The sequence below is a fragment of the Streptococcus cristatus genome (genome assembly GCF_001588905.1).
In the GTDB taxonomy this organism is placed as follows: Bacteria; Bacillota; Bacilli; order Lactobacillales; family Streptococcaceae; genus Streptococcus; species Streptococcus cristatus_N.
The window spans coordinates 1-19,500 of sequence record NZ_LAWH01000015.1; the positions used below are offsets into that span (position 1 = coordinate 1).

The 19,500-nt window shown below is 41.0% G+C and carries 19 protein-coding genes, 1 pseudogene and 1 other annotated feature; of the genes and pseudogenes, 19 read left to right on the forward strand and 1 reads right to left on the reverse strand.

All coding sequences use genetic code 11. The annotated features are described in order from the left end of the window. Positions 1 to 278 precede the first annotated feature (278 nt). The 3 genes and pseudogenes from A0765_RS02580 to A0765_RS10580 form a co-directional block, all read left to right on the forward strand. A complete protein-coding gene (locus A0765_RS02580; protein WP_005590812.1) occupies positions 279 to 497 on the forward strand; it encodes a YqgQ family protein in 219 nt (72 codons plus the stop codon). 1 nt (position 498) lies between these two features. Further along, on the forward strand, positions 499 to 879 hold the full coding sequence (locus A0765_RS02585) for a rhodanese-like domain-containing protein (RefSeq protein WP_048764043.1): 381 nt from the start codon (positions 499 to 501) through the stop codon (positions 877 to 879). A 39-nt stretch (positions 880 to 918) separates the two neighbouring features. Continuing rightward, positions 919 to 1,065: pseudogene (locus tag A0765_RS10580) on the forward strand (DUF4190 domain-containing protein); the annotation flags it as partial. Positions 1,066 to 1,100: 35 nt separating this feature from the next. On the opposite strand, the gene A0765_RS02590 reads toward A0765_RS10580, so the two are convergent. Beyond that, entirely contained in the window at positions 1,101 to 1,826 is a 726-nt protein-coding gene (locus tag A0765_RS02590) for a 16S rRNA pseudouridine(516) synthase (RefSeq protein ID WP_062004484.1), read from the reverse strand. 192 nt (positions 1,827 to 2,018) lie between these two features. Here A0765_RS02590 and typA point away from each other — a divergent pair, with 192 nt between their 5' ends. From typA to A0765_RS02670, 16 genes are all read left to right on the forward strand, one after another. Further along, positions 2,019 to 3,866: a translational GTPase TypA gene (gene typA, locus A0765_RS02595; protein WP_062004485.1), complete on the forward strand. Its 1,848-nt coding sequence runs from the start codon at positions 2,019 to 2,021 to the stop codon at positions 3,864 to 3,866. A 34-nt stretch (positions 3,867 to 3,900) separates the two neighbouring features. Beyond that, positions 3,901 to 4,167, forward strand: a complete 267-nt coding sequence (locus A0765_RS02600) for a DUF3165 family protein (RefSeq protein ID WP_045499076.1) — start codon at positions 3,901 to 3,903, stop codon at positions 4,165 to 4,167. Between the two features lie 353 nt (positions 4,168 to 4,520). Next, positions 4,521 to 5,873 (forward strand): UDP-N-acetylmuramoyl-L-alanine--D-glutamate ligase, encoded by a 1,353-nt coding sequence (murD, locus tag A0765_RS02605; RefSeq protein WP_062004486.1) that lies wholly within the window; start codon positions 4,521 to 4,523, stop codon positions 5,871 to 5,873. A gap of 1 nt (position 5,874) precedes the next feature. Beyond that, positions 5,875 to 6,945, forward strand: a complete 1,071-nt coding sequence (locus A0765_RS02610; protein ID WP_062004487.1) for a UDP-N-acetylglucosamine--N-acetylmuramyl-(pentapeptide) pyrophosphoryl-undecaprenol N-acetylglucosamine transferase — start codon at positions 5,875 to 5,877, stop codon at positions 6,943 to 6,945. Beyond that, positions 6,942 to 8,135, forward strand: coding sequence for a cell division protein FtsQ/DivIB (locus tag A0765_RS02615; RefSeq protein WP_062004488.1), 1,194 nt, complete (start codon positions 6,942 to 6,944; stop codon positions 8,133 to 8,135). Before A0765_RS02610 ends, A0765_RS02615 begins: the two co-directional genes overlap by 4 nt. A 123-nt stretch (positions 8,136 to 8,258) precedes the next feature. Beyond that, positions 8,259 to 9,614 (forward strand): cell division protein FtsA, encoded by a 1,356-nt coding sequence (gene ftsA, locus A0765_RS02620; protein ID WP_048791714.1) that lies wholly within the window; start codon positions 8,259 to 8,261, stop codon positions 9,612 to 9,614. A 16-nt stretch (positions 9,615 to 9,630) separates the two neighbouring features. After that, positions 9,631 to 10,896, forward strand: coding sequence for a cell division protein FtsZ (gene ftsZ, locus A0765_RS02625; RefSeq protein WP_062004489.1), 1,266 nt, complete (start codon positions 9,631 to 9,633; stop codon positions 10,894 to 10,896). A 4-nt stretch (positions 10,897 to 10,900) separates the two neighbouring features. Then, positions 10,901 to 11,572 carry a YggS family pyridoxal phosphate-dependent enzyme gene (locus A0765_RS02630; protein WP_062004490.1) on the forward strand — a complete coding sequence of 224 codons (672 nt, stop codon included), beginning with the start codon at positions 10,901 to 10,903 and terminating at the stop codon, positions 11,570 to 11,572. A 9-nt stretch (positions 11,573 to 11,581) separates the two neighbouring features. Then, a complete protein-coding gene (locus A0765_RS02635; protein WP_062004491.1) occupies positions 11,582 to 12,148 on the forward strand; it encodes a cell division protein SepF in 567 nt (188 codons plus the stop codon). 3 nt (positions 12,149 to 12,151) lie between these two features. Beyond that, the gene (locus A0765_RS02640) at positions 12,152 to 12,427 is read left to right on the forward strand and encodes a YggT family protein (protein WP_061910824.1); all 276 of its coding nucleotides are present in this window, start codon (positions 12,152 to 12,154) and stop codon (positions 12,425 to 12,427) included. After that, positions 12,421 to 13,206 carry a YlmH family RNA-binding protein gene (locus A0765_RS02645; protein ID WP_062004492.1) on the forward strand — a complete coding sequence of 262 codons (786 nt, stop codon included), beginning with the start codon at positions 12,421 to 12,423 and terminating at the stop codon, positions 13,204 to 13,206. Before A0765_RS02640 ends, A0765_RS02645 begins: the two co-directional genes overlap by 7 nt. Positions 13,207 to 13,215: 9 nt before the next feature. Next, positions 13,216 to 14,001: a DivIVA domain-containing protein gene (locus A0765_RS02650; protein WP_062004493.1), complete on the forward strand. Its 786-nt coding sequence runs from the start codon at positions 13,216 to 13,218 to the stop codon at positions 13,999 to 14,001. Next, positions 13,998 to 14,201, forward strand: a binding site (T-box leader). Its footprint overlaps the gene before it by 4 nt. Before the next feature lie 52 nt (positions 14,202 to 14,253). Beyond that, positions 14,254 to 17,046 carry an isoleucine--tRNA ligase gene (gene ileS / locus A0765_RS02655; RefSeq protein ID WP_062004494.1) on the forward strand — a complete coding sequence of 931 codons (2,793 nt, stop codon included), beginning with the start codon at positions 14,254 to 14,256 and terminating at the stop codon, positions 17,044 to 17,046. A 193-nt stretch (positions 17,047 to 17,239) separates the two neighbouring features. Beyond that, on the forward strand, positions 17,240 to 17,692 hold the full coding sequence (locus tag A0765_RS02660; protein ID WP_062004495.1) for an NUDIX domain-containing protein: 453 nt from the start codon (positions 17,240 to 17,242) through the stop codon (positions 17,690 to 17,692). A gap of 99 nt (positions 17,693 to 17,791) precedes the next feature. Then, positions 17,792 to 18,097, forward strand: coding sequence for a DUF1827 family protein (locus A0765_RS02665; RefSeq protein WP_062004496.1), 306 nt, complete (start codon positions 17,792 to 17,794; stop codon positions 18,095 to 18,097). Between the two features lie 271 nt (positions 18,098 to 18,368). Further along, a complete protein-coding gene (locus A0765_RS02670) occupies positions 18,369 to 19,493 on the forward strand; it encodes an AI-2E family transporter (protein WP_062004497.1) in 1,125 nt (374 codons plus the stop codon). Positions 19,494 to 19,500: the final 7 nt, after the last annotated feature.

Consider the following 19,500-nt stretch of genomic DNA (forward strand, 5'->3'; position numbering starts at 1 on the left):
ATCAGCTTTTACAGCCCTACTCAACTGTGCGGAGGTGGGACGACGAAATCGAATTCTAACCAATTACCGATTTCTGTCCCACTCTCTGTTTTTTCTTAAGGATTGTTTAAGCTTCTTCCTTTATACTAAGATTATCAAATGAAGACCTCCTAACTTTGTTTGATAGAACTCCTAAACTTTTCTTTTTCATAATAATCTCCCGAAAAGGCAGTCTCCGTGGCTGTCTTTTCTGTTTTGCCATCTTGAAAACTTTGCTAAAATCTGATAAAATATAGCTCATGAAAACACTCTATGATGTGCAGCAATTTCTTAAAAATTTCGGGATCATTATCTATATGGGCAAGCGTCTTTATGATATTGAGATGATGAAAATTGAGCTAGAGCGGATTTACGATGCTGGCCTGATGGATAAGCTTGATTATCTGGAGGCTGAGGCGGTTCTTCGCAGAGAACATCAAGTAGAGTTGAAGTATTTAGAAGATAAAGGGAGAAACTAGAATGGGAATTTGGACTTTATGGGCAATCTTGCTGGGAATGTTGGCTTGGATGGGCTTCAATTATTTCCGTATTCGTCGTGCAGCTAAGGTAGTAGATAATAGTGAGTTTGAAGGCTTGATTCGTCAAGGGCAATTGATTGACTTGCGTGATCCATCGGATTTCCATCGCAAGCATATCTTGGGCGCGCGCAATATTCCGTCTCAACAGCTCAAGTCTAGTATCAATGCGCTTCGCAAAGACAAACCAGTTCTTCTTTATGAAAATAGCCGTGGCCAACGTGTGACCAATGCGGCAATCTACTTGAAGAAGCAAGGCTTTAATGATATTTATATCCTGTCTTACGGTCTTGATTCTTGGAGTGGCAAGGTTAAGACAAGCTGATTCTTTGTAGAAATATATACAAAGTTAACTACCTATAATTTAATCGGTCTGATTTTGGGCAATTCTCATCAAAAAGAAACTCAATTAGATTATAAAACAGAAAGAATTCTTAATATCGTCGGTATTGTTATTTCTGTCATCAACTGGATTGCAGGAATTCTTCTGACTATGAATGGATTTGTGTAATAAATAATAAAAAGGCTTGAATAAGCCTTTTTGTTTTACCAAGTTTGTTCCAAATAGCCTCTGATAATCTCGAGTTCGGAAGGATTCAGCGGTCGATAGCTGCCTTCTGCTAGATTGGGATCCAGCTGAAAATCACCGAAATGAGTGCGTTTGAGATAAGTGACTTTGACACCAACTGCTAGAAACATTTTCTTGACCTGATGAAATTTCCCTTCAGAAATGGTAACTGATGCGGTGGAGTGCTCGAGGCTAGTTGTGTGAATCTGAAGTTGGGCGGGTTTGCAACGGGTGCCATCCAGAAAAACAATGCCTTGCTGAAAAGCAACTATGGCTTCTTGGTCAAGAGGGCCGTTGACTTCGACATAGTAGGTCTTTGCGATATGGTATTGTGGATGGAGGAGTTGAAATCCCAGTGGCCCATTATCTGTAATCAGAAGCAGGCCCCGTGTATCACGATCCAAACGGCCGATGGCGTAAAGCTGGTCGTTAAAATCTTCTGGGGCAATTAGATCTAGGACGGTCATCTTGTCTGCATCAGAATTGGCAGTGACAGTACCGGCGGGCTTGTTCATCAGAAAATAATGGTGGGCTAGGTGCTTTAAAGGTTTACCAGCTAGGCTAATGGACTGGAGGCCACTATCGACATTTTGACTGAGGGAGCGAGCTGCTTGACCGTCAATTACAATCTGCCTTAGTCGCAGTTTTTGTTTCATCTCTTTCCGGCTAATCTTAGCTAGGGCTAAGAATTTATCAAGGCGCATGAGTTTTCCTTTCAACGGTTTGGATCGATTCTTTTTTCTTTTTATCATACACTTTCGGAAGTAAAATTGCAAAAATGACTACAGTTTACGATTTACCTATGAAAACATTTACACTTGGTTGGCCCGTGTTTTTTGGAAAAAACTATGTTATAATTTTTATTTGGAAATAAATAATAAGATTTAGAGGAAATCATGACAAAATTAAGAGAAGATATCCGTAACATTGCGATTATCGCCCACGTTGACCACGGTAAAACAACCCTCGTTGACGAATTATTGAAACAATCTGAAACTCTTGATGCTCGTACAGAGTTGGCAGAGCGTGCTATGGACTCAAACGATATCGAAAAAGAGCGTGGTATTACCATCCTTGCTAAGAATACAGCTGTTGCTTACAACGGAACTCGCATCAATATCATGGACACACCAGGACACGCGGACTTCGGTGGAGAAGTTGAGCGTATCATGAAAATGGTTGACGGGGTTGTCTTGGTCGTAGATGCCTACGAAGGAACCATGCCACAGACTCGTTTCGTATTGAAAAAAGCCTTGGAACAAGACCTTGTCCCAATCGTTGTGGTTAACAAAATCGATAAACCATCAGCTCGCCCAGCAGAAGTAGTAGACGAAGTATTGGAGCTCTTCATTGAGCTTGGTGCAGACGATGACCAGCTTGATTTCCCAGTGGTGTATGCTTCAGCTATCAACGGAACTTCTTCATTGTCAGACGATCCAGCTGATCAAGAAAAAACAATGGCACCAATCTTTGACACCATTATCGATCATATCCCAGCTCCAGTAGACAACTCAGATGAGCCTTTGCAGTTCCAAGTGTCACTTTTGGACTACAATGATTTCGTAGGTCGTATCGGTATCGGACGTGTCTTCCGTGGTAGTGTGAAAGTTGGGGACCAAGTTACTCTTTCTAAACTAGACGGCACAACGAAGAACTTCCGTGTTACAAAACTCTTCGGTTTCTTTGGTTTGGAACGTCGTGAGATCCAAGAGGCCAAAGCGGGTGACTTGATTGCCGTATCTGGTATGGAAGATATCTTCGTTGGTGAAACAATCACTCCGACAGATGCCATTGAACCACTTCCAATCCTTCACATTGATGAACCAACCCTTCAAATGACTTTCTTGGTAAATAATTCACCATTTGCAGGTCGTGAAGGTAAATGGGTAACGTCTCGTAAGGTAGAAGAACGCTTGCAAGCAGAATTGCAAACAGACGTTTCCCTTCGTGTGGATCCAACGGATTCACCAGATAAATGGACTGTTTCAGGACGTGGTGAGTTGCACTTATCAATTCTGATTGAAACCATGCGTCGTGAGGGCTATGAACTTCAAGTATCTCGTCCAGAAGTTATCGTGAAAGAAATCGACGGTGTTAAATGTGAGCCGTTTGAGCGTGTCCAAATCGACACTCCAGAAGAATACCAAGGATCTGTAATCCAAAGCCTTTCTGAACGTAAAGGTGAAATGTTGGATATGATTTCAACTGGTAATGGACAAACTCGTTTGGTCTTCCTTGTTCCTGCGCGTGGTTTGATCGGATACTCAACTGAGTTCTTGTCAATGACTCGTGGTTACGGTATCATGAACCATACCTTCGACCAATACTTGCCGTTGATTCCAGGGGAAATTGGTGGACGTCACCGTGGTGCCCTTGTTTCGATCGATGCTGGTAAGGCTACAACTTACTCAATCATGTCTATCGAAGAGCGCGGAACTATCTTTGTCAACCCAGGTACTGAGGTTTACGAAGGGATGATCGTTGGTGAAAACTCTCGTGAAAACGACTTGACAGTGAACATTACTAAGGCCAAGCAAATGACCAACGTCCGTTCTGCAACCAAGGACCAAACAGCAGTTATCAAGACACCTCGTATCTTGACCCTTGAAGAGTCACTTGAATTCTTGAATGACGATGAGTACATGGAAGTAACACCTGAGTCAATCCGTTTGCGTAAACAAATCTTGAACAAGCAAGAACGCGAAAAAGCTAATAAAAATAAGAAAAAACAAGCAGCGGAATAAATCATTTAGTTGACTGATGGTAGAAAGGAGCAGCATGATTTACCTGATTATTGGAATATTAATCCTGCTTTTCTATGTATTTGCCATTCCAACTAGTATTAAGGGGACGTTGAATGTCTTGACATTTGTACTCTTGCTGGTTGCCTTGATCATTTTGCTTGCTTTGGCAATTTTTCAAATTTTTAAATTGCCTGGAGAATTATTTGTGAGTATCTTTTTGATTATTATTACAGTGTGGGCCTTGATGGATATCGAGCGTCTAGTGCCATCTCAGAAATCAAAAGAAACTTTAAACTCATAAACTATAAGGAAGGAATTAGGATTTCAAAGGTCGTGTAGACTTTCGGTAGCCTAATTCCTTTTGTTTATCTGAAGCGAGATTCTTCAATGGTGGTTTTGACTGAGTAGAAAGATAATACAGATACCGGTAGTTTCTCATCTAGCGAGAACATGTTTTTTCGAATGTTGCTGGTAATCAAATGTTTTAGATAGCCCTTTGCCGGTATAAAAAGATGTTTCCAAAGGTTTCAAATAGAATAATATTTCTTCTTATTTATTAAAAGCTGCTAACAGTTAAAATAAAAGCCTGATATGACTTTTTTATTTTCGCAAAAAAAGGTAAAATAGAAGGTAGTATGAATGAAGAGGTACATGATGAAGACTATTTCAAAATTTGCCAATAAGAAAGTCTTGGTGTTGGGTTTAGCTAAATCAGGGGAGTCAGCTGCCCGCCTTTTGGATAAGCTGGGAGCGATTGTGACGGTCAATGACGGCAAGCCTTTCGAGGAAAATCCAGCTGCCCAATCTTTGCTAGAAGAAGGAATTAAAGTCGTGACAGGTGGTCATCCTCTGGAACTGTTGGATGAAGATTTTGAATGGATGGTGAAAAATCCGGGCATTCCTTACAATAATCCTATGGTTATGAGGGCTTTGGAAAAGCAGATTCCTGTTATTACTGAAGTTGAGCTGGCTTATCTGATTTCGGATGCACCGATTATTGGGATTACTGGCTCCAATGGAAAAACCACTACCACAACCATGATTGCAGAAGTGCTAACAACAGGCGGACAAAATGGCCTCTTGTCAGGGAATATCGGATTTCCAGCTAGCCAAGTTGCCCAGGACGCGGGTGAAAGAGACACATTGGTCATGGAACTTTCTTCTTTCCAACTAATGGGAATCGAAGCCTTCCATCCAGAAATAGCGGTCATTACAAATCTGATGCCGACGCATCTGGACTATCACGGCTCTTTTGAGGGATATGTGGCAGCCAAGTGGAATATCCAAAAAAATATGACAGCTTCTGACTATGTCGTGTTGAATTTCAATCAAGATTTGGCGAAAGAATTGGCTAAGAAGACGGCTGCCAAAGTGCTTCCTTTTTCGACTAAAGAAAAGGTCGATGGAGCTTACTTGGACGGTGATGTGCTGACTTTCCGTGGGGAAGCCATTATGAAAGCTTCTGAACTAGGCGTGCCTGGTAGCCACAATGTAGAAAATGCTCTAGCAACCATTGCAGTAGCCAAACTGCGCGGGATTGACAATCAAGTTATTAGAGAAACTCTGGCTCATTTTGGTGGTGTCAAGCATCGTCTCCAGTATGTGGGCGAAATCAATCAAGTCAAATTTTACAATGACAGTAAATCAACTAATATTTTAGCGACACAAAAGGCTTTGTCAGGCTTTGACAATAGCAAGGTCATTCTGATTGCTGGTGGTTTGGATCGTGGCAATGAATTTGATGAATTGGTGCCAGATATCAAGGGCTTGAAAAAGATGGTGATTCTGGGAGAATCGGCTGCGCGTGTTAAGCGGGCTGCGGATCAGGCAGAAGTAAGCTATCTGGACGCTTCAGATGTCAGAGATGCTACTCGTAAAGCCTTTTCTGTGGCGGAGCCTGGGGATATTGTCCTTCTCAGTCCAGCCAATGCCAGCTGGGATATGTATAAGAATTTTGAAGTGCGGGGCGATGAATTCCTTGCCGTGTTTAAAGAATTAAAGGAATAAAATGAAAAAAATAGTATTTACAGGCGGAGGGACAGTTGGCCATGTGACCCTCAATCTTTTGCTGATGCCTAAATTTATCGAAGAGGGCTGGGAAGTCCATTATATCGGTGACCGCCATGGGATTGAGTACAAGGAAATTCAAAAATCAGGTCTACCTGTTGTTTTTCATTCGATTGCAACTGGCAAGCTCCGTCGCTATTTTTCTTGGCAGAATCTTTGGGATGTTTTCAAAGTGGCAGGTGGGATTCTCCAGTCGCTGGGCATCATGTTGAGAGTACGTCCAAAAGCCCTATTTTCAAAAGGAGGCTTTGTGTCTGTTCCGCCAGTGATTGCGGCGAAGGTGACGGGCGTTCCAGTTTTTATTCATGAGTCTGACTTGTCGCTTGGTCTGGCCAATAAAATTGGTTATAAATGCGCGACAAAGATGTTCACGACTTTTGAGCAAGCTGAAGGACTGAGCAAGGCTGAACATGTTGGAGCGGTGACCAAGATCGCTGCCCTCCCTCAAACGGAACCGGCTGAGATTGAGAAAATTAAGGCCCATTTCACAGAAGGAAAACCTACCTTGCTCTTTGTTGGTGGCTCAGGAGGAGCGAAAGTTTTCAATGATTTTATTACCAAAAATAAGGATCGCTTGATTGAAAAATACAATATTATCAATCTGACGGGCGATGCTAACTTGGATGAGCTTTCCCATCGCATTTACCGAGTGTCCTATGTGACAGATCTGTATCAGCCACTGATGGCTATGGCAGATGTCGTCGTGACACGAGGCGGTTCCAATACTATTTTTGAATTACTGGCGATGAAGAAGTTGCAAGTAATTGTACCTTTGGGGCTGGGGGCAAGTCGAGGAGATCAAATTGAAAATGCCAACTACTTCTTGGAAAAAGGCTATGCGCTTAAAATCAATGAAGAAAACTTGAATCGGGTCAATCTCCAAGTAGCAGTGGATGATTTACTAAGAGAAAAGGATGCTTACTATCAACGAATGGAAAAAGCACCTGAATTAACATCAGTAGATGAATTTTATGAAATTTTGAAGCAAGATATTAACAAAGGGAAAAAATGAAAAAAAGTAAGGAAGATAAGCAAGAGACTGCTCAACTTTCTCTTTCTGAATGGCAAGTCAGAAACAAAGAGTATCTTGAGAAAAAAGCTCAAGAAAAGGCAAAAAAGCAAGCTGAGTTAGAGAAAAAAAGAGCTGAACTAGAGCAGAAAAAAGAAGAAATGAAGGCGGAACTGGAAAATCAGGAGCCTTCTAACGAAGAAGATACTGTCTCCGAAGAAATTGACACAGACTCTCCTACAAGTGAGGAAGAAGATGCAGTTCAAGATTCTGAAAGTGAATCTGAAGTTGAGGAGCAAGAGGAAGTCCAAAAACAAGAAGAAGAGCAAGAGGAAGAAGTAGAGCAGCTTGAGTTTTCAAAAGTTCCAATTGAGAAAATTCATTGGTATCGAGCTTTGCCAGTTTTAGTGACAAGCTCCCTAGTTTTTTTAGCTTCCCTTTATTTCCTTACACCGCTTGCAACCATGAAGACCATTGAATTTACTGGGAACAAGGTTGTGAGTCAGGAGGAGTTAAGAAGCAGTAGCAAAATCGATCAGCGCGATTATACTATCACTGTTTACAAAAATCGCCATCATTACGAGCAAAATCTGAAAGCTTCTAGCCCCTGGATTGAAAATGTAGAAATGACTTATCAATTCCCACTGACTTTCAAAGTCGATGTTCAGGAATACAATATTTTGGGTTATTTACAGAAAGATTCTAAGTATTATCCTATTTTAACGAGTGGAGAATACGTAAAAAAAGAGGTTGCGGCTGATGCCTTGCCCGAAGAGCGGATGGATGTGACCTTCTCGGATGCAGGCTTGATCAAGGAGTTTGTTCAACAACTGAAGAATGTTCCCGATTCAGTCAAAAAGAGCATTAGAAAAGTTGATTTAACTCCTAGCAAGGTGACAGAGGATTTAGTGACTATTACCATGTTTGATGAACACCAAATTTTAGTTCCAATTTCTCATATTGCTAAGAAACTTCCCTACTATGAAGGAATTCATCCTCAGTTGGAAGTGCCAAGCGTGGTCGATATGGAGGCTGGTATTTTTAGCTATGCGCAAGGCACAGAAAATGAAGCTATCCATGAAGCTAGCAACGATGCGCAAGATACAGAATCTTCAACTCAACATGCAGAGCAATCTACCGAGCATTCTGCTCAATCTCAGGCAGAAAAGCCAGAGATTTCTGAAAATAACTAATTATTATAGATAAAAAACTGCGCCAATTTCGTATTTTTATGATATAATAAAGTTTGGATAACCCTATTTTCTAGAGTTATTTGTATTAGAATGGAAACGTGGAAGACAGAGAGGACTGATGTAATGGCTAGAGATGGCTTTTTTACTGGATTAGATATAGGAAGTAGCACAATTAAAGTGTTGGTGGCAGAGCACATCAACGGTGAAATGAATGTTATTGGAGTCAGCAATGCAAAGAGTGCTGGCGTTAAAGATGGGATTATTGTCGATATTGAAGCAGCAGCAGCGGCTATTAAGTCAGCAATTTCTCAAGCAGAAGAAAAAGCGGGGATTTCAATTGGACTAGTGAATGTTGGCTTGCCTGCAAATCTACTGCAAATTGAGCCAACTCAAGGAATGATTCCTGTGACTAGTGACTCCAAAGAAATTACCGATGAAGATGTCGAGAGCGTTGTAAGATCTGCCTTGACCAAGAGCATGACTCCTGACCGTGAAGTAATTACCTTCATCCCAGAAGAGTTTGTTGTTGATGGCTTCCAAGGGATCCGTGATCCTCGTGGTATGATGGGGATTCGCCTAGAAATGCGCGGCCTACTCTACACTGGTCCTCGTACAATCCTGCATAATCTCCGTAAAACAGTGGAGCGTGCAGGAGTGAAATTGGAGAATATTATCATTTCTCCTTTAGCGATGACAAAATCCATTTTGAACGAAGGAGAACGGGAGTTTGGTGCGACAGTCATTGATATGGGTGGCGGACAAACTACAGTTGCTTCTGTAAAAAATCAAGAATTACAATTTACCAATATCTATCAAGAAGGCGGGGACTATGTCACAAAAGACATTTCAAAAGTGTTGAAAACTTCTCAGAAATTGGCAGAAAGCTTGAAATTTAACTATGGTGTAGCTTATGTACCATTTGCAGGCACAGAATCTTTCCCAGTTGAAGTCATCGGGGAAGTTAATCCAGTTGAAATAACAGAAACCTATCTAGCTGAAATCATCTCTGCTCGTATCAAACATGTTTTTGAACAAATCAAGCAAGATTTAGATAGAAGACACGTGTTAGATCTTCCTGGTGGTATCGTCATCGTTGGTGGTGGAGCGATCTTGCCTGGCGTTGTAGAATTAGCTCAGGAAGTATTTGGCGTTCACGCTAAATTATATGTACCAAATCAAATCGGTATCCGTAATCCAGCTTTTGCTCACGTGATTAGTCTTTCAGAGTATGCGGGCAATCTGACCGAAGTGGATCGAATTGCACAAGCTGCTGTTCGTGGAGACGAGCAGTTGCGTCATCAAGCAACTAGCTTTGAACGTCCAAGTCATAGAGTACCTCGCTTTGATCATCAGCCGGTTGAACCAGTTCAAGAGGTGGAACCAGAAATTGCACCGCTTAGAAATGAAGAACCACAAGAGGAACCAAAGGCTAGTCTTACAGATAAGATGCGCAATTTAATTGGGAATATGTTTGAGTAAGGAGAATAAATAGATTATGACATTTTCATTTGATGCGGCTGCTGCACAAGGCGCAGTCATTAAAGTAATTGGTGTCGGCGGTGGCGGCGGAAACGCTATTAACCGTATGATCGATGAAGGTCTTGCTGGCGTAGAATTTATCGCAGCAAATACAGATGTGCAAGCACTTAGCAGTGCAAAAGCAGAAACAGTTATCCAGCTTGGTCCTAAGTTGACTCGTGGTCTGGGTGCCGGAGGTCAACCTGAGGTTGGTCGTAAAGCAGCTGAAGAAAGCGAAGAAGTCTTGACAGAAGCCCTTCAAGGCGCAGACATGGTCTTTATCACTGCTGGTATGGGTGGTGGCTCTGGTACAGGAGCAGCACCAGTTATTGCTCGCATTGCTAAATCAGTAGGCGCCCTAACTGTAGCAGTCGTGACACGTCCATTTGGCTTTGAAGGAAGCAAGCGTGGTAATTTTGCCGTTGAAGGAATCAATGAGTTGCGTGAACATGTAGATACTCTTTTGATCATTTCAAACAACAACCTTTTGGAAATTGTTGACAAGAAAACTCCGCTTCTGGAAGCCTTGAGTGAAGCTGATAACGTATTGCGCCAAGGGGTTCAGGGTATTACTGATTTGATTACCAGCCCTGGCTTGATCAATCTTGACTTTGCAGACGTGAAGACTGTTATGGAAAACAAAGGTAATGCTTTGATGGGTATCGGTATCGGAAGCGGTGAAGAACGTGTTATCGAAGCAGCTCGCAAAGCTATCTACTCTCCACTTCTTGAGACAACTATTGACGGTGCAGAAGACGTGATCGTCAACGTTACTGGTGGCCTAGATATGACTTTGATTGAAGCAGAAGAAGCTTCTGAAATCGTTAATCAGGCAGCTGGTCATGGTGTCAACATCTGGCTTGGTACTTCTATTGATGAGTCTATGAAGGATGAAATCCGTGTGACTGTTGTTGCAACAGGTGTTAAAGAAGATAAGGTTGATAAGGTAAGTGGATTGCAAGGCGTTAAACCTGCGAGCCGAGCTAATCAAGTACGCTCAGCACAATCATCTGCTCATTATGATCGAAACTTCGATATGGCAGAAACAAGAGAAATGCCAGCTCCTTCTCATCGCTCAACTGTAGAAACTTCTAGAGCTTCAGCCTTTGGAGACTGGGATTTACGTCGTGAATCAATTGTTCGTCAAGCAGAACCTGTACCTTCTAGCCGTGTAGAGCGCTTTACAGATATTAAGGAAGAAGATGACGAGCTTGAAACACCGCCATTCTTTAGAAATCGCTAATTAAATGGATTTTCAAGTAAATAAAGATTTAATTTTTCAAAATGTTGCTCAAATAGTTGAAAAAGAAAATCGATTGAAGGACTCCGTAAACATTATTGCGGTTACCAAATATGTTGACTGTGAAACAGCGAAAAAACTCGTGGATACAGGAATCAAACATATTGGAGAAAATCGAGTAGATAAGTTTCTTGAAAAATATCATGCTTTAAAGGAAGAAAACCTTACCTGGCATTTGATTGGTAGTTTGCAGAGAAGAAAAGTGAAAGATGTAATCAACTATGTTGATTATTTCCATGCTTTAGACTCTGTCAAATTGGCTCAAGAAATCAACAAGCGAGCAGATCATGTGATTAATTGTTTCTTGCAAGTCAATATTTCAAAAGAAGAAAGCAAGCACGGTTTTTTAGTTGAAGAACTAGATAGTGTTTTACCAGAGCTTGCAGCCTTAGAAAACATTTGCATTGTTGGCCTGATGGCCATGGCTCCACTCGAAGCTGATCATCAAGAACTGAATCAGATTTATTCAGAGGCACATCAGCTTCAACAAAACTTACAAAGCAAACAGTTAAAAAACATGCCCTTTTCTGATTTGAGTATGGGAATGAGCCGTGATTATCCAGAAGCGATTGCCAACGGCTCAACCTATGTCAGAATCGGAACAGCATTTTTTAAATAGGAAAGAACTATGTCATTTAAAGATAAATTTGATAAATTTATAGAATACTTTACAGAAGATGGAGAAAAGTCTGACTTACCAGTACAGCCTTTAGATGAATCTGATTCTGTTTTGAAGCAGGCAGAGATCGAGCCAGTTCCGGCTGCATCAGCAAAGGAAAACGCACGTACTCGTTCAGCTTCTTCACAAGTCCAACAAAAACCTGCGACGGAAAATATTACTAGATTGCATGCTCGCCAACAAGAACTAGCTCAGCATCGAGTGAAATCTAGTGAGAAGGTTACGATTGATGTTCGCTATCCGAAAAAATATGAGGAAGCAACAGAGGTTGTTGATTTACTTGTTGCGAATGAGAGTATCTTAATTGATTTTCAATATATGACAGAGGTACAAGCAAGACGTTGCTTGGATTATCTTGATGGGGCACGCTATGTTTTAGCTGGGAACTTGAGAAAAGTTGCTAGTACCATGTACTTGCTCACTCCAATCAATGTTGTCGTCAATGTAGAAGATATTCGCCTTCCCAACGATGTGGACCTGAGTGAATACGATTTTGATATGAAACGCAGCAGATAATTAATGATTTACTTTATTTTAAAATTAGTTTCTAATCTAATTGATCTTTACTCCCTTCTCGTCTTCGTCTATGCACTCTTGTCTTGGTTCCCTGGAGCTTACCAAACAGCCCTAGGAAGGCTTGTTGGTTCTCTGGTTGAACCATTTTTGCGTTTGTTCCGCAGGTTGCCTTTGCAGTTTGGTAGATTAGACTTTACTGTTCTGGTGGCACTTTTTGCCTTAAGAGTGCTTGATACTTTATTTCTACACTTCCTCGCCTCCTTGTTATTGCTATGGTAAACAAGATCTATCAGCATTTTTCTCAGGATGATCAAGATTTTCTGGATAAAAGCATGGAATTGCTTCAAAGAGTAGAAAATCAATATAGCTATGAGACGACTGCTTTTTTGAATCCTCATCAGGTCAATATTCTCAAAAATTTGAGTAAGCAATACGATGTGCAAGTATTTGCTAGTTCAGATTATTTTCCAAGTGAGTTTGCTAAAGTGTTGATTGCACCTAGCTATTATCAATTAGAACTCGAAGATTTTGGTGTGGTCTTGCTAGAGATTACCTATGCAAGTAAGTTCTACAAGGTAACTCATTCACAAATTATGGGAACTCTTTTGCATCAGCTAGGGATTGAGAGGCGGACGTTTGGCGATATTATCGTTGTGGATGACCGTGCACAAGTATTTGTGGACCGAAGATTAAAAGAATATTTTATTACCAATGTTTTCAAAATAGCTAAAGTTCCAGTTCGGCTCAAGAAAGTTTCCTTGACCGAGCAGCTGCAAAACTTGTCAGCGACTAAAACCAGAGATGTCTTGGTCTCTAGTCTTAGACTGGATAAATTAGTAGCGACAGTCTTTAAATTATCGCGTAGCCAAGCTGTGGAACTAATCATGGGGAAACAGGTGAAGCAAAACTACAGAACTATTGATAACCCTAGTCAACAGATTGCTTTAGGTGAATTGATTAGCGTTAGGAAATATGGACGATTTAAGGTTTTAACAGAAAATGGTTTTTCCAAAAATGGGAAACATAAACTAACAGTTGAATTATTACCTAGCAAATAAGGAGGAAATATGGCACTAACATCACTAGAGATTAGAGATAAAGCTTTTTCGACCAGATTTAGAGGGTACGATATTGATGAAGTTGAAGAATTTCTTGATATCATTGTCGGTGATTATGAAGATTTAATCCGTGAAAATCATGAGAAAGAAGCAAAAATCCGCAATCTTGAAGAGCGTCTAATTTATTTTGATGAAATGAAAGATTCGCTTAGTCAGTCCGTTTTAATTGCGCAAGACACAGCAGAGCGGGTCAAACAGGCAGCACAAGAGCGTTCAGGAAATATTGTGCAGCAAGCAGAGCAAGATGCGCAACGTTTATTAGATAGAGCCAAGTATAAGGCGAATGATATTCTTCGTCAGGCTACAGATAATGCCAAAAGAGTAGCTGTTGAGACAGAAGAATTAAAAAATAAAACACGTGTCTTTCATCAGCGTCTCAAATCGACAATTGAAAGTCAACTAAGTATTGTTGACTCTCCAGATTGGGAAGATATCCTTCGTCCGACTGCTACCTATCTTCAGACCAGTGATGAAGCCTTTAAAATGGTAGTGGAAGAAGCGCTTGGAGAAAAAGTCGAGCTAGAGGAAGAAGTGGATGTTACGCGCCAATTCTCACCTGAAGAATTAGCTGAATTGCAAGAACGAATTGAGCAAGCAAATCGAGATTTGGCAGAAACACAGACTCTTCAAACTATAGATGAAGAGCTGATCCAAGCACAACAGAAAGAAATTTTAGAATCTGGAGAACTTTCAGATTTGGATGAAGATTCTAAAGTTCAAGTGGATCTTTTATAAGTGCAGAAACACAAGGCAAATAAAATATTTTCAGCGAGCAGGTGGTGGTGAAAGACCTGTAATCCCTTTTGTTTGACTTATCATTCTGCTTCATCGTTTCTGAAGCGAGTAAGAAACGACGTCGGCCTACGTTACAGGCTAAGAGGGACAGGTTTTTTCCTGTCTAAACAAAGGTGGTACCACGAATTTTCGTCCTTTCGGAGAAGTTTGTGGTTTTTTATTTTGAAAATTATGATGGAATAAGGAGACTAAATGAAACTCAAAGAAACCCTGAATCTTGGGAAAACTGCATTTCCAATGCGTGCTGGCCTTCCAACCAAAGAACCAGTTTGGCAAAAAGAATGGGAAGAAGCAAAACTTTACCAACGTCGTCAAGAATTGAACCAAGGAAAACCGCATTTCACCTTGCATGATGGACCTCCATATGCAAACGGAAATATCCACGTTGGACACGCTATGAACAAGATTTCTAAAGATATTATTGTTCGTTCAAAATCGATGGCTGGCTACTATGCGCCTTACATCCCAGGTTGGGATACTCATGGTCTCCCAATCGAGCAAGTCTTGGCAAAACAGGGTGTTAAACGCAAAGAAATGGACTTGGTTGAGTACTTGAAACTTTGCCGTGAGTATGCTCTTTCTCAAGTTGACAAACAGCGAGAAGACTTTAAACGTTTGGGTGTTTCTGGTGACTGGGAAAATCCTTATGTGACCTTGACTCCAGACTATGAAGCAGCTCAAATCCGTGTCTTCGGTGAAATGGCTAAGAAAGGCTATATCTATCGTGGTGCCAAGCCAGTTTACTGGTCATGGTCTTCTGAGTCAGCCCTTGCTGAAGCAGAAATTGAGTACCATGATTTGCTTTCAACTTCCCTTTACTATGCTAACCGCGTCAAAGACGGAAAAGGTGTGCTAGATACGGATACCTATATCGTTGTATGGACAACCACGCCATTTACCATCACAGCTTCTCGTGGATTGACAGTTGGAGCGGATATTGACTACGTTGTGGTGCAACCTGCTGGTGAAGCTCGTAAGTTTGTAGTTGCTGCAGAGTTGTTGACTAGTTTGTCTGAGAAATTTGGTTGGGCTGATGTTCAAGTCTTAGCGACTTACCGTGGTCAAGAATTGAACCACATCGTGACAGTCCACCCTTGGGATACGGCTGTAGATGAGCTGGTGATCCTTGGCGACCACGTTACGACTGACTCTGGTACAGGTATCGTCCATACAGCGCCTGGTTTTGGTGAGGATGACTACAATGTCGGTGTTGCTAATGGTCTTGAAGTTGCTGTAACAGTTGACGAACGCGGGATCATGATGGAAAATGCTGGTCCTGATTTTGCGGGTCAATTCTATGACAAGGTGGTTCCAACTGTTGTCGAAAAACTTGGTAATCTACTCCTTGCGCAAGAAGAAATCTCTCACTCTTACCCATTTGACTGGCGTACGAAAAAACCAATCATCTGGCGTGCAGTGCCACAATGGTTTGCTTCTGTATCAAAATTCCGCCAAGAAATCTTGGATGAAATTGAAAAAGTGAAATTCCACTCAGAATGGGGTAAAGTTCGTCTTTACAACATGATTCGTGACCGTGGCGACTGGGTCATCTCTCGTCAACGTGCTTGGGGAGTTCCCCTTCCTATCTTCTATGCTGAAGACGGAACACCAATCATGACAGCTGAAACGATTGAACATGTGGCTCACCTCTTTGAAGAGCATGGCTCTATTGTCTGGTGGGAACGTGATGCTAAAGACCTCTTGCCAGAAGGATTTACGCATCCAGGTTCACCAAATGGCGAGTTCAAGAAAGAAACGGATATCATGGATGTTTGGTTCGACTCAGGTTCATCATGGAATGGAGTAGTTGTCAACCGTCCAGAACTCAAATACCCAGCAGACCTGTACCTAGAAGGTTCTGACCAATACCGTGGTTGGTTCAACTCTTCACTTATCACATCTGTTGCCAACCATGGTGTAGCGCCTTACAAACAAATCTTATCACAAGGATTTGCCCTTGATGGTAAAGGTGAGAAGATGTCTAAATCCCTTGGAAATACCATTGCTCCAAGCGATGTTGAAAAACAATTTGGTGCGGAAATCTTGCGTCTTTGGGTAACAAGTGTTGATTCAAGCAACGACGTACGTATCTCTATGGATATCTTGAGCCAAGTCTCTGAAACTTACCGTAAGATCCGTAACACCCTTCGTTTCTTGATTGCCAATACATCTGACTTTAACCCAGCTCAAGACGCAGTCGCTTACGATGAACTTCGTTCCGTTGATAAGTACATGACCATCCGCTTTAACCAGCTTGTCAAGACGATTCGTGATGCTTATGCTGATTTTGAATTTTTGACAATCTACAAGGCCTTGGTGAACTTTATCAACGTTGACTTGTCAGCCTTCTACCTTGACTTTGCCAAAGATGTTGTCTACATCGAAGGTGCCAAATCACTTGAGCGCCGTCAAATGCAGACTGTCTTCTATGACATTCTTGTCAAAATCACGAAGCTCTTGACACCAATCCTGCCTCATACAGCAGAGGAAATCTGGTCATATCTTGAGTTTGAAGCAGAAGACTTCGTTCAATTGTCAGAATTGCCAGAAGCTCAAACATTTGCTAACCAAGAAGAAATCTTGGATACCTGGGCAGCCTTCATGGACTTCCGTGGACAAGCTCAGAAAGCCTTGGAAGAAGCCCGTAATGCCAAAGTGATCGGTAAATCACTCGAAGCGCACTTGACAGTTTATCCAAATGAAGTGGTGAAAACTCTTCTTGGAGCAGTAGATAGCAATGTAGCTCAACTTTTGATCGTGTCAGAATTAACCATTGCAGATGGACCAGCTCCAGAAGGTGCAGTTAGCTTTGAAGATGTTGCCTTTACAGTTGAACGTGCTGCAGGTGAAGTATGTGACCGTTGCCGTCGTATCGATCCAACTACTGCAGACCGTAGCTATCATGCAGTTATCTGTGACCACTGTGCAAGCATCGTAGAAGAAAACTTTGCGGATGCAGTTGCAGAAGGATTTGAAGAAAAATAATCCAGTCTAACATGAATAGGTTTGACTGATGGCTAGTAGAAGAAGTCCCGTCTCAACTGAGGCGGGCTTTTTTACTTGAGAACTAAGGGGCTAAGCTTCCTTGTGAAAGCTGAAAAAATAAGTTCAAACTCTTGACAGGCTAGTATAAGTTATTTATGATAGTAGTAAAGATTAGAAGGAATGAGGAAAGATAATGACCCATCCAGTTTTTGGAGTTCATGAGGAAAATGTCGAGTATGTGACACGCTATGGAGTTTACGCAGTGATTCCGGATGAAAAGAAAGAAAATATTATTTTAGTACAAGCTCCTAATGGCGCTTGGTTTCTTCCTGGAGGACAAATGGAAGAAGGAGAAGATCAGCTGGCTACTCTCGAGCGGGAATTGCTGGAAGAGCTTGGTTTTAGCATTCAAGTAGGAGATTACTTTGGTCAAGCGGACGAGTATTTTTATTCTCGCCATCGGGACACGCATTTTTATAATCCTGCCTATATTTACGAAGCCCTTTCTTATCAGGCAGTAGAAAAGCCACTGGAAGATTTTAATAATCTAGCATGGTTTCCTGTCGAACTTGCAATAGAAAAATTGAAACGTGGCAGCCATAAATGGGGAATTGAGCAGTGGAAGCGCAAATATCAGAATAACTAACCTGCTATATGTAAAATAATATAAATTACAGGTAATCGTTCACAATTCCTGAAAAACGTGTTATAATAATAGCGACGATTTAAGGTAGGAGGCAAATGAATGAAGCTTATAAATACGACGAATACCCACGCAGAATTAGTAAAAAATCAGTTGGAAAGCACAGACGCAACGCTTGTAGAGGTTTATTCTGCAGGCAATAGTGATGTTATTTTCACAGAGGCTCCTAGCCATTACGAAATTCTCATTTCAAATAAGCATCGTGCGATACGAGAGCAAGAAATTGAAAAAATTAGAGAATTCTTTTTGAAACGAAAAATTGACCAAAAGAATATTGACGCCTCTGCCATTCGGACGATCTATGCTAATAGCTTGATTGAGATTTCAATCCCGATTAAAGGACAATGACTTGTTTACGGGTTTAAACAGTTTTACATTCTCAATTGTATTCTTTGCTTCCTGATGGAAGTGATATCAAAAATCACTTGAAAAACTGTGCTCTTCAGCTCTTGCTTTCAGGTGATTTTTTATTTGTCTGATTTAGATTTTAAATTGCGTGATCTTTTCTGACTAGCCAAATTCTTCGAACTTAATAATGTTTCCATTTTTATTCTTTCTTTTATGAAATAACCTTTATTTTATGATAAATTATGGTAAAATAACTTGGAGGAGAGTAAAGATGTTTCATAAAAGTAAGTTAATGTTTTGGACCAGTGAAGTCTTGCTGCTAACGATTATCTTTTTCATCTGGCGCCAGATGGGAGATATGATTACGCCAGTGGTGAGCGTTATCAATACGATTTTAATTCCTTTTGTTATGGGAGGATTTCTCTACTATATCACAAATCCTCTAGTAACACTGCTCGAAAAAAAGTTGAAAATCAATCGAATTTTCGGGATTTTAATCACTCTTTTCCTACTCTTTGGCCTAGTGACAGTCGGAGTAATCTACCTTTTGCCAATCTTGATTAACCAGCTGTCCAGCTTGATCAACTCGACACAAAATCTCTATTGGGAAATTCAGAGTTTTGTCAATCAATTATCCAAAAATCCTTTATTTAAGAGTTTAAATATTCAGTCTACTATCCAGCAGCTTAACCTGTCCTATGTAGATATTCTGCAAAATATTTTAAATAGTGTTACCAATAGTCTGGGTAGTGTAGTGTCTGCTGTCATCAATACCCTCATGATTCTCATCATGACGCCGATTTTTTTAGTCTACTTCCTGATGGATGGACATAAGCTTTTGCCTATGTTGGAGCGGACCGTTCTTAAGCGCGATAAGCTCAATATATCTAGTCTCTTGACCAATCTCAATGCGACCGTTGCCCGTTATATCAGCGGTATTTCAATTGATGCCTTGCTGATTGGGACCTTAGCTTATATTGGTTACAGTGTCATTGGACTCAAGTATGCCTTGGTCTTTGCTATTTTCTCAGCTTTGGCTAACTTGATCCCTTATGTGGGCCCTAGTATCGGCTTGATTCCTATGTTGATCACCTACTTTTTTACCGACCCGCATAAAATGCTGGCAGCCTTGATCTATATGTTGATCATCCAGCAGATTGATGGAAATATCCTCTATCCTCGTATTGTTGGGAGCGTTATGAAGGTGCACCCTATTACGATTATGGTTCTCTTACTTCTTTCAAGTAATATCTATGGCATTATGGGCATGATTGTAGCGATTCCGACCTACTCTATCCTCAAGGAAATTGTGAAATTCCTTGCCAACCTTTATGATAACCACAAAGAAGCTCAGCAGCAAAAGAAGAATGAAGAATTTGGTATTATAAAAAAATAGGAGAAAG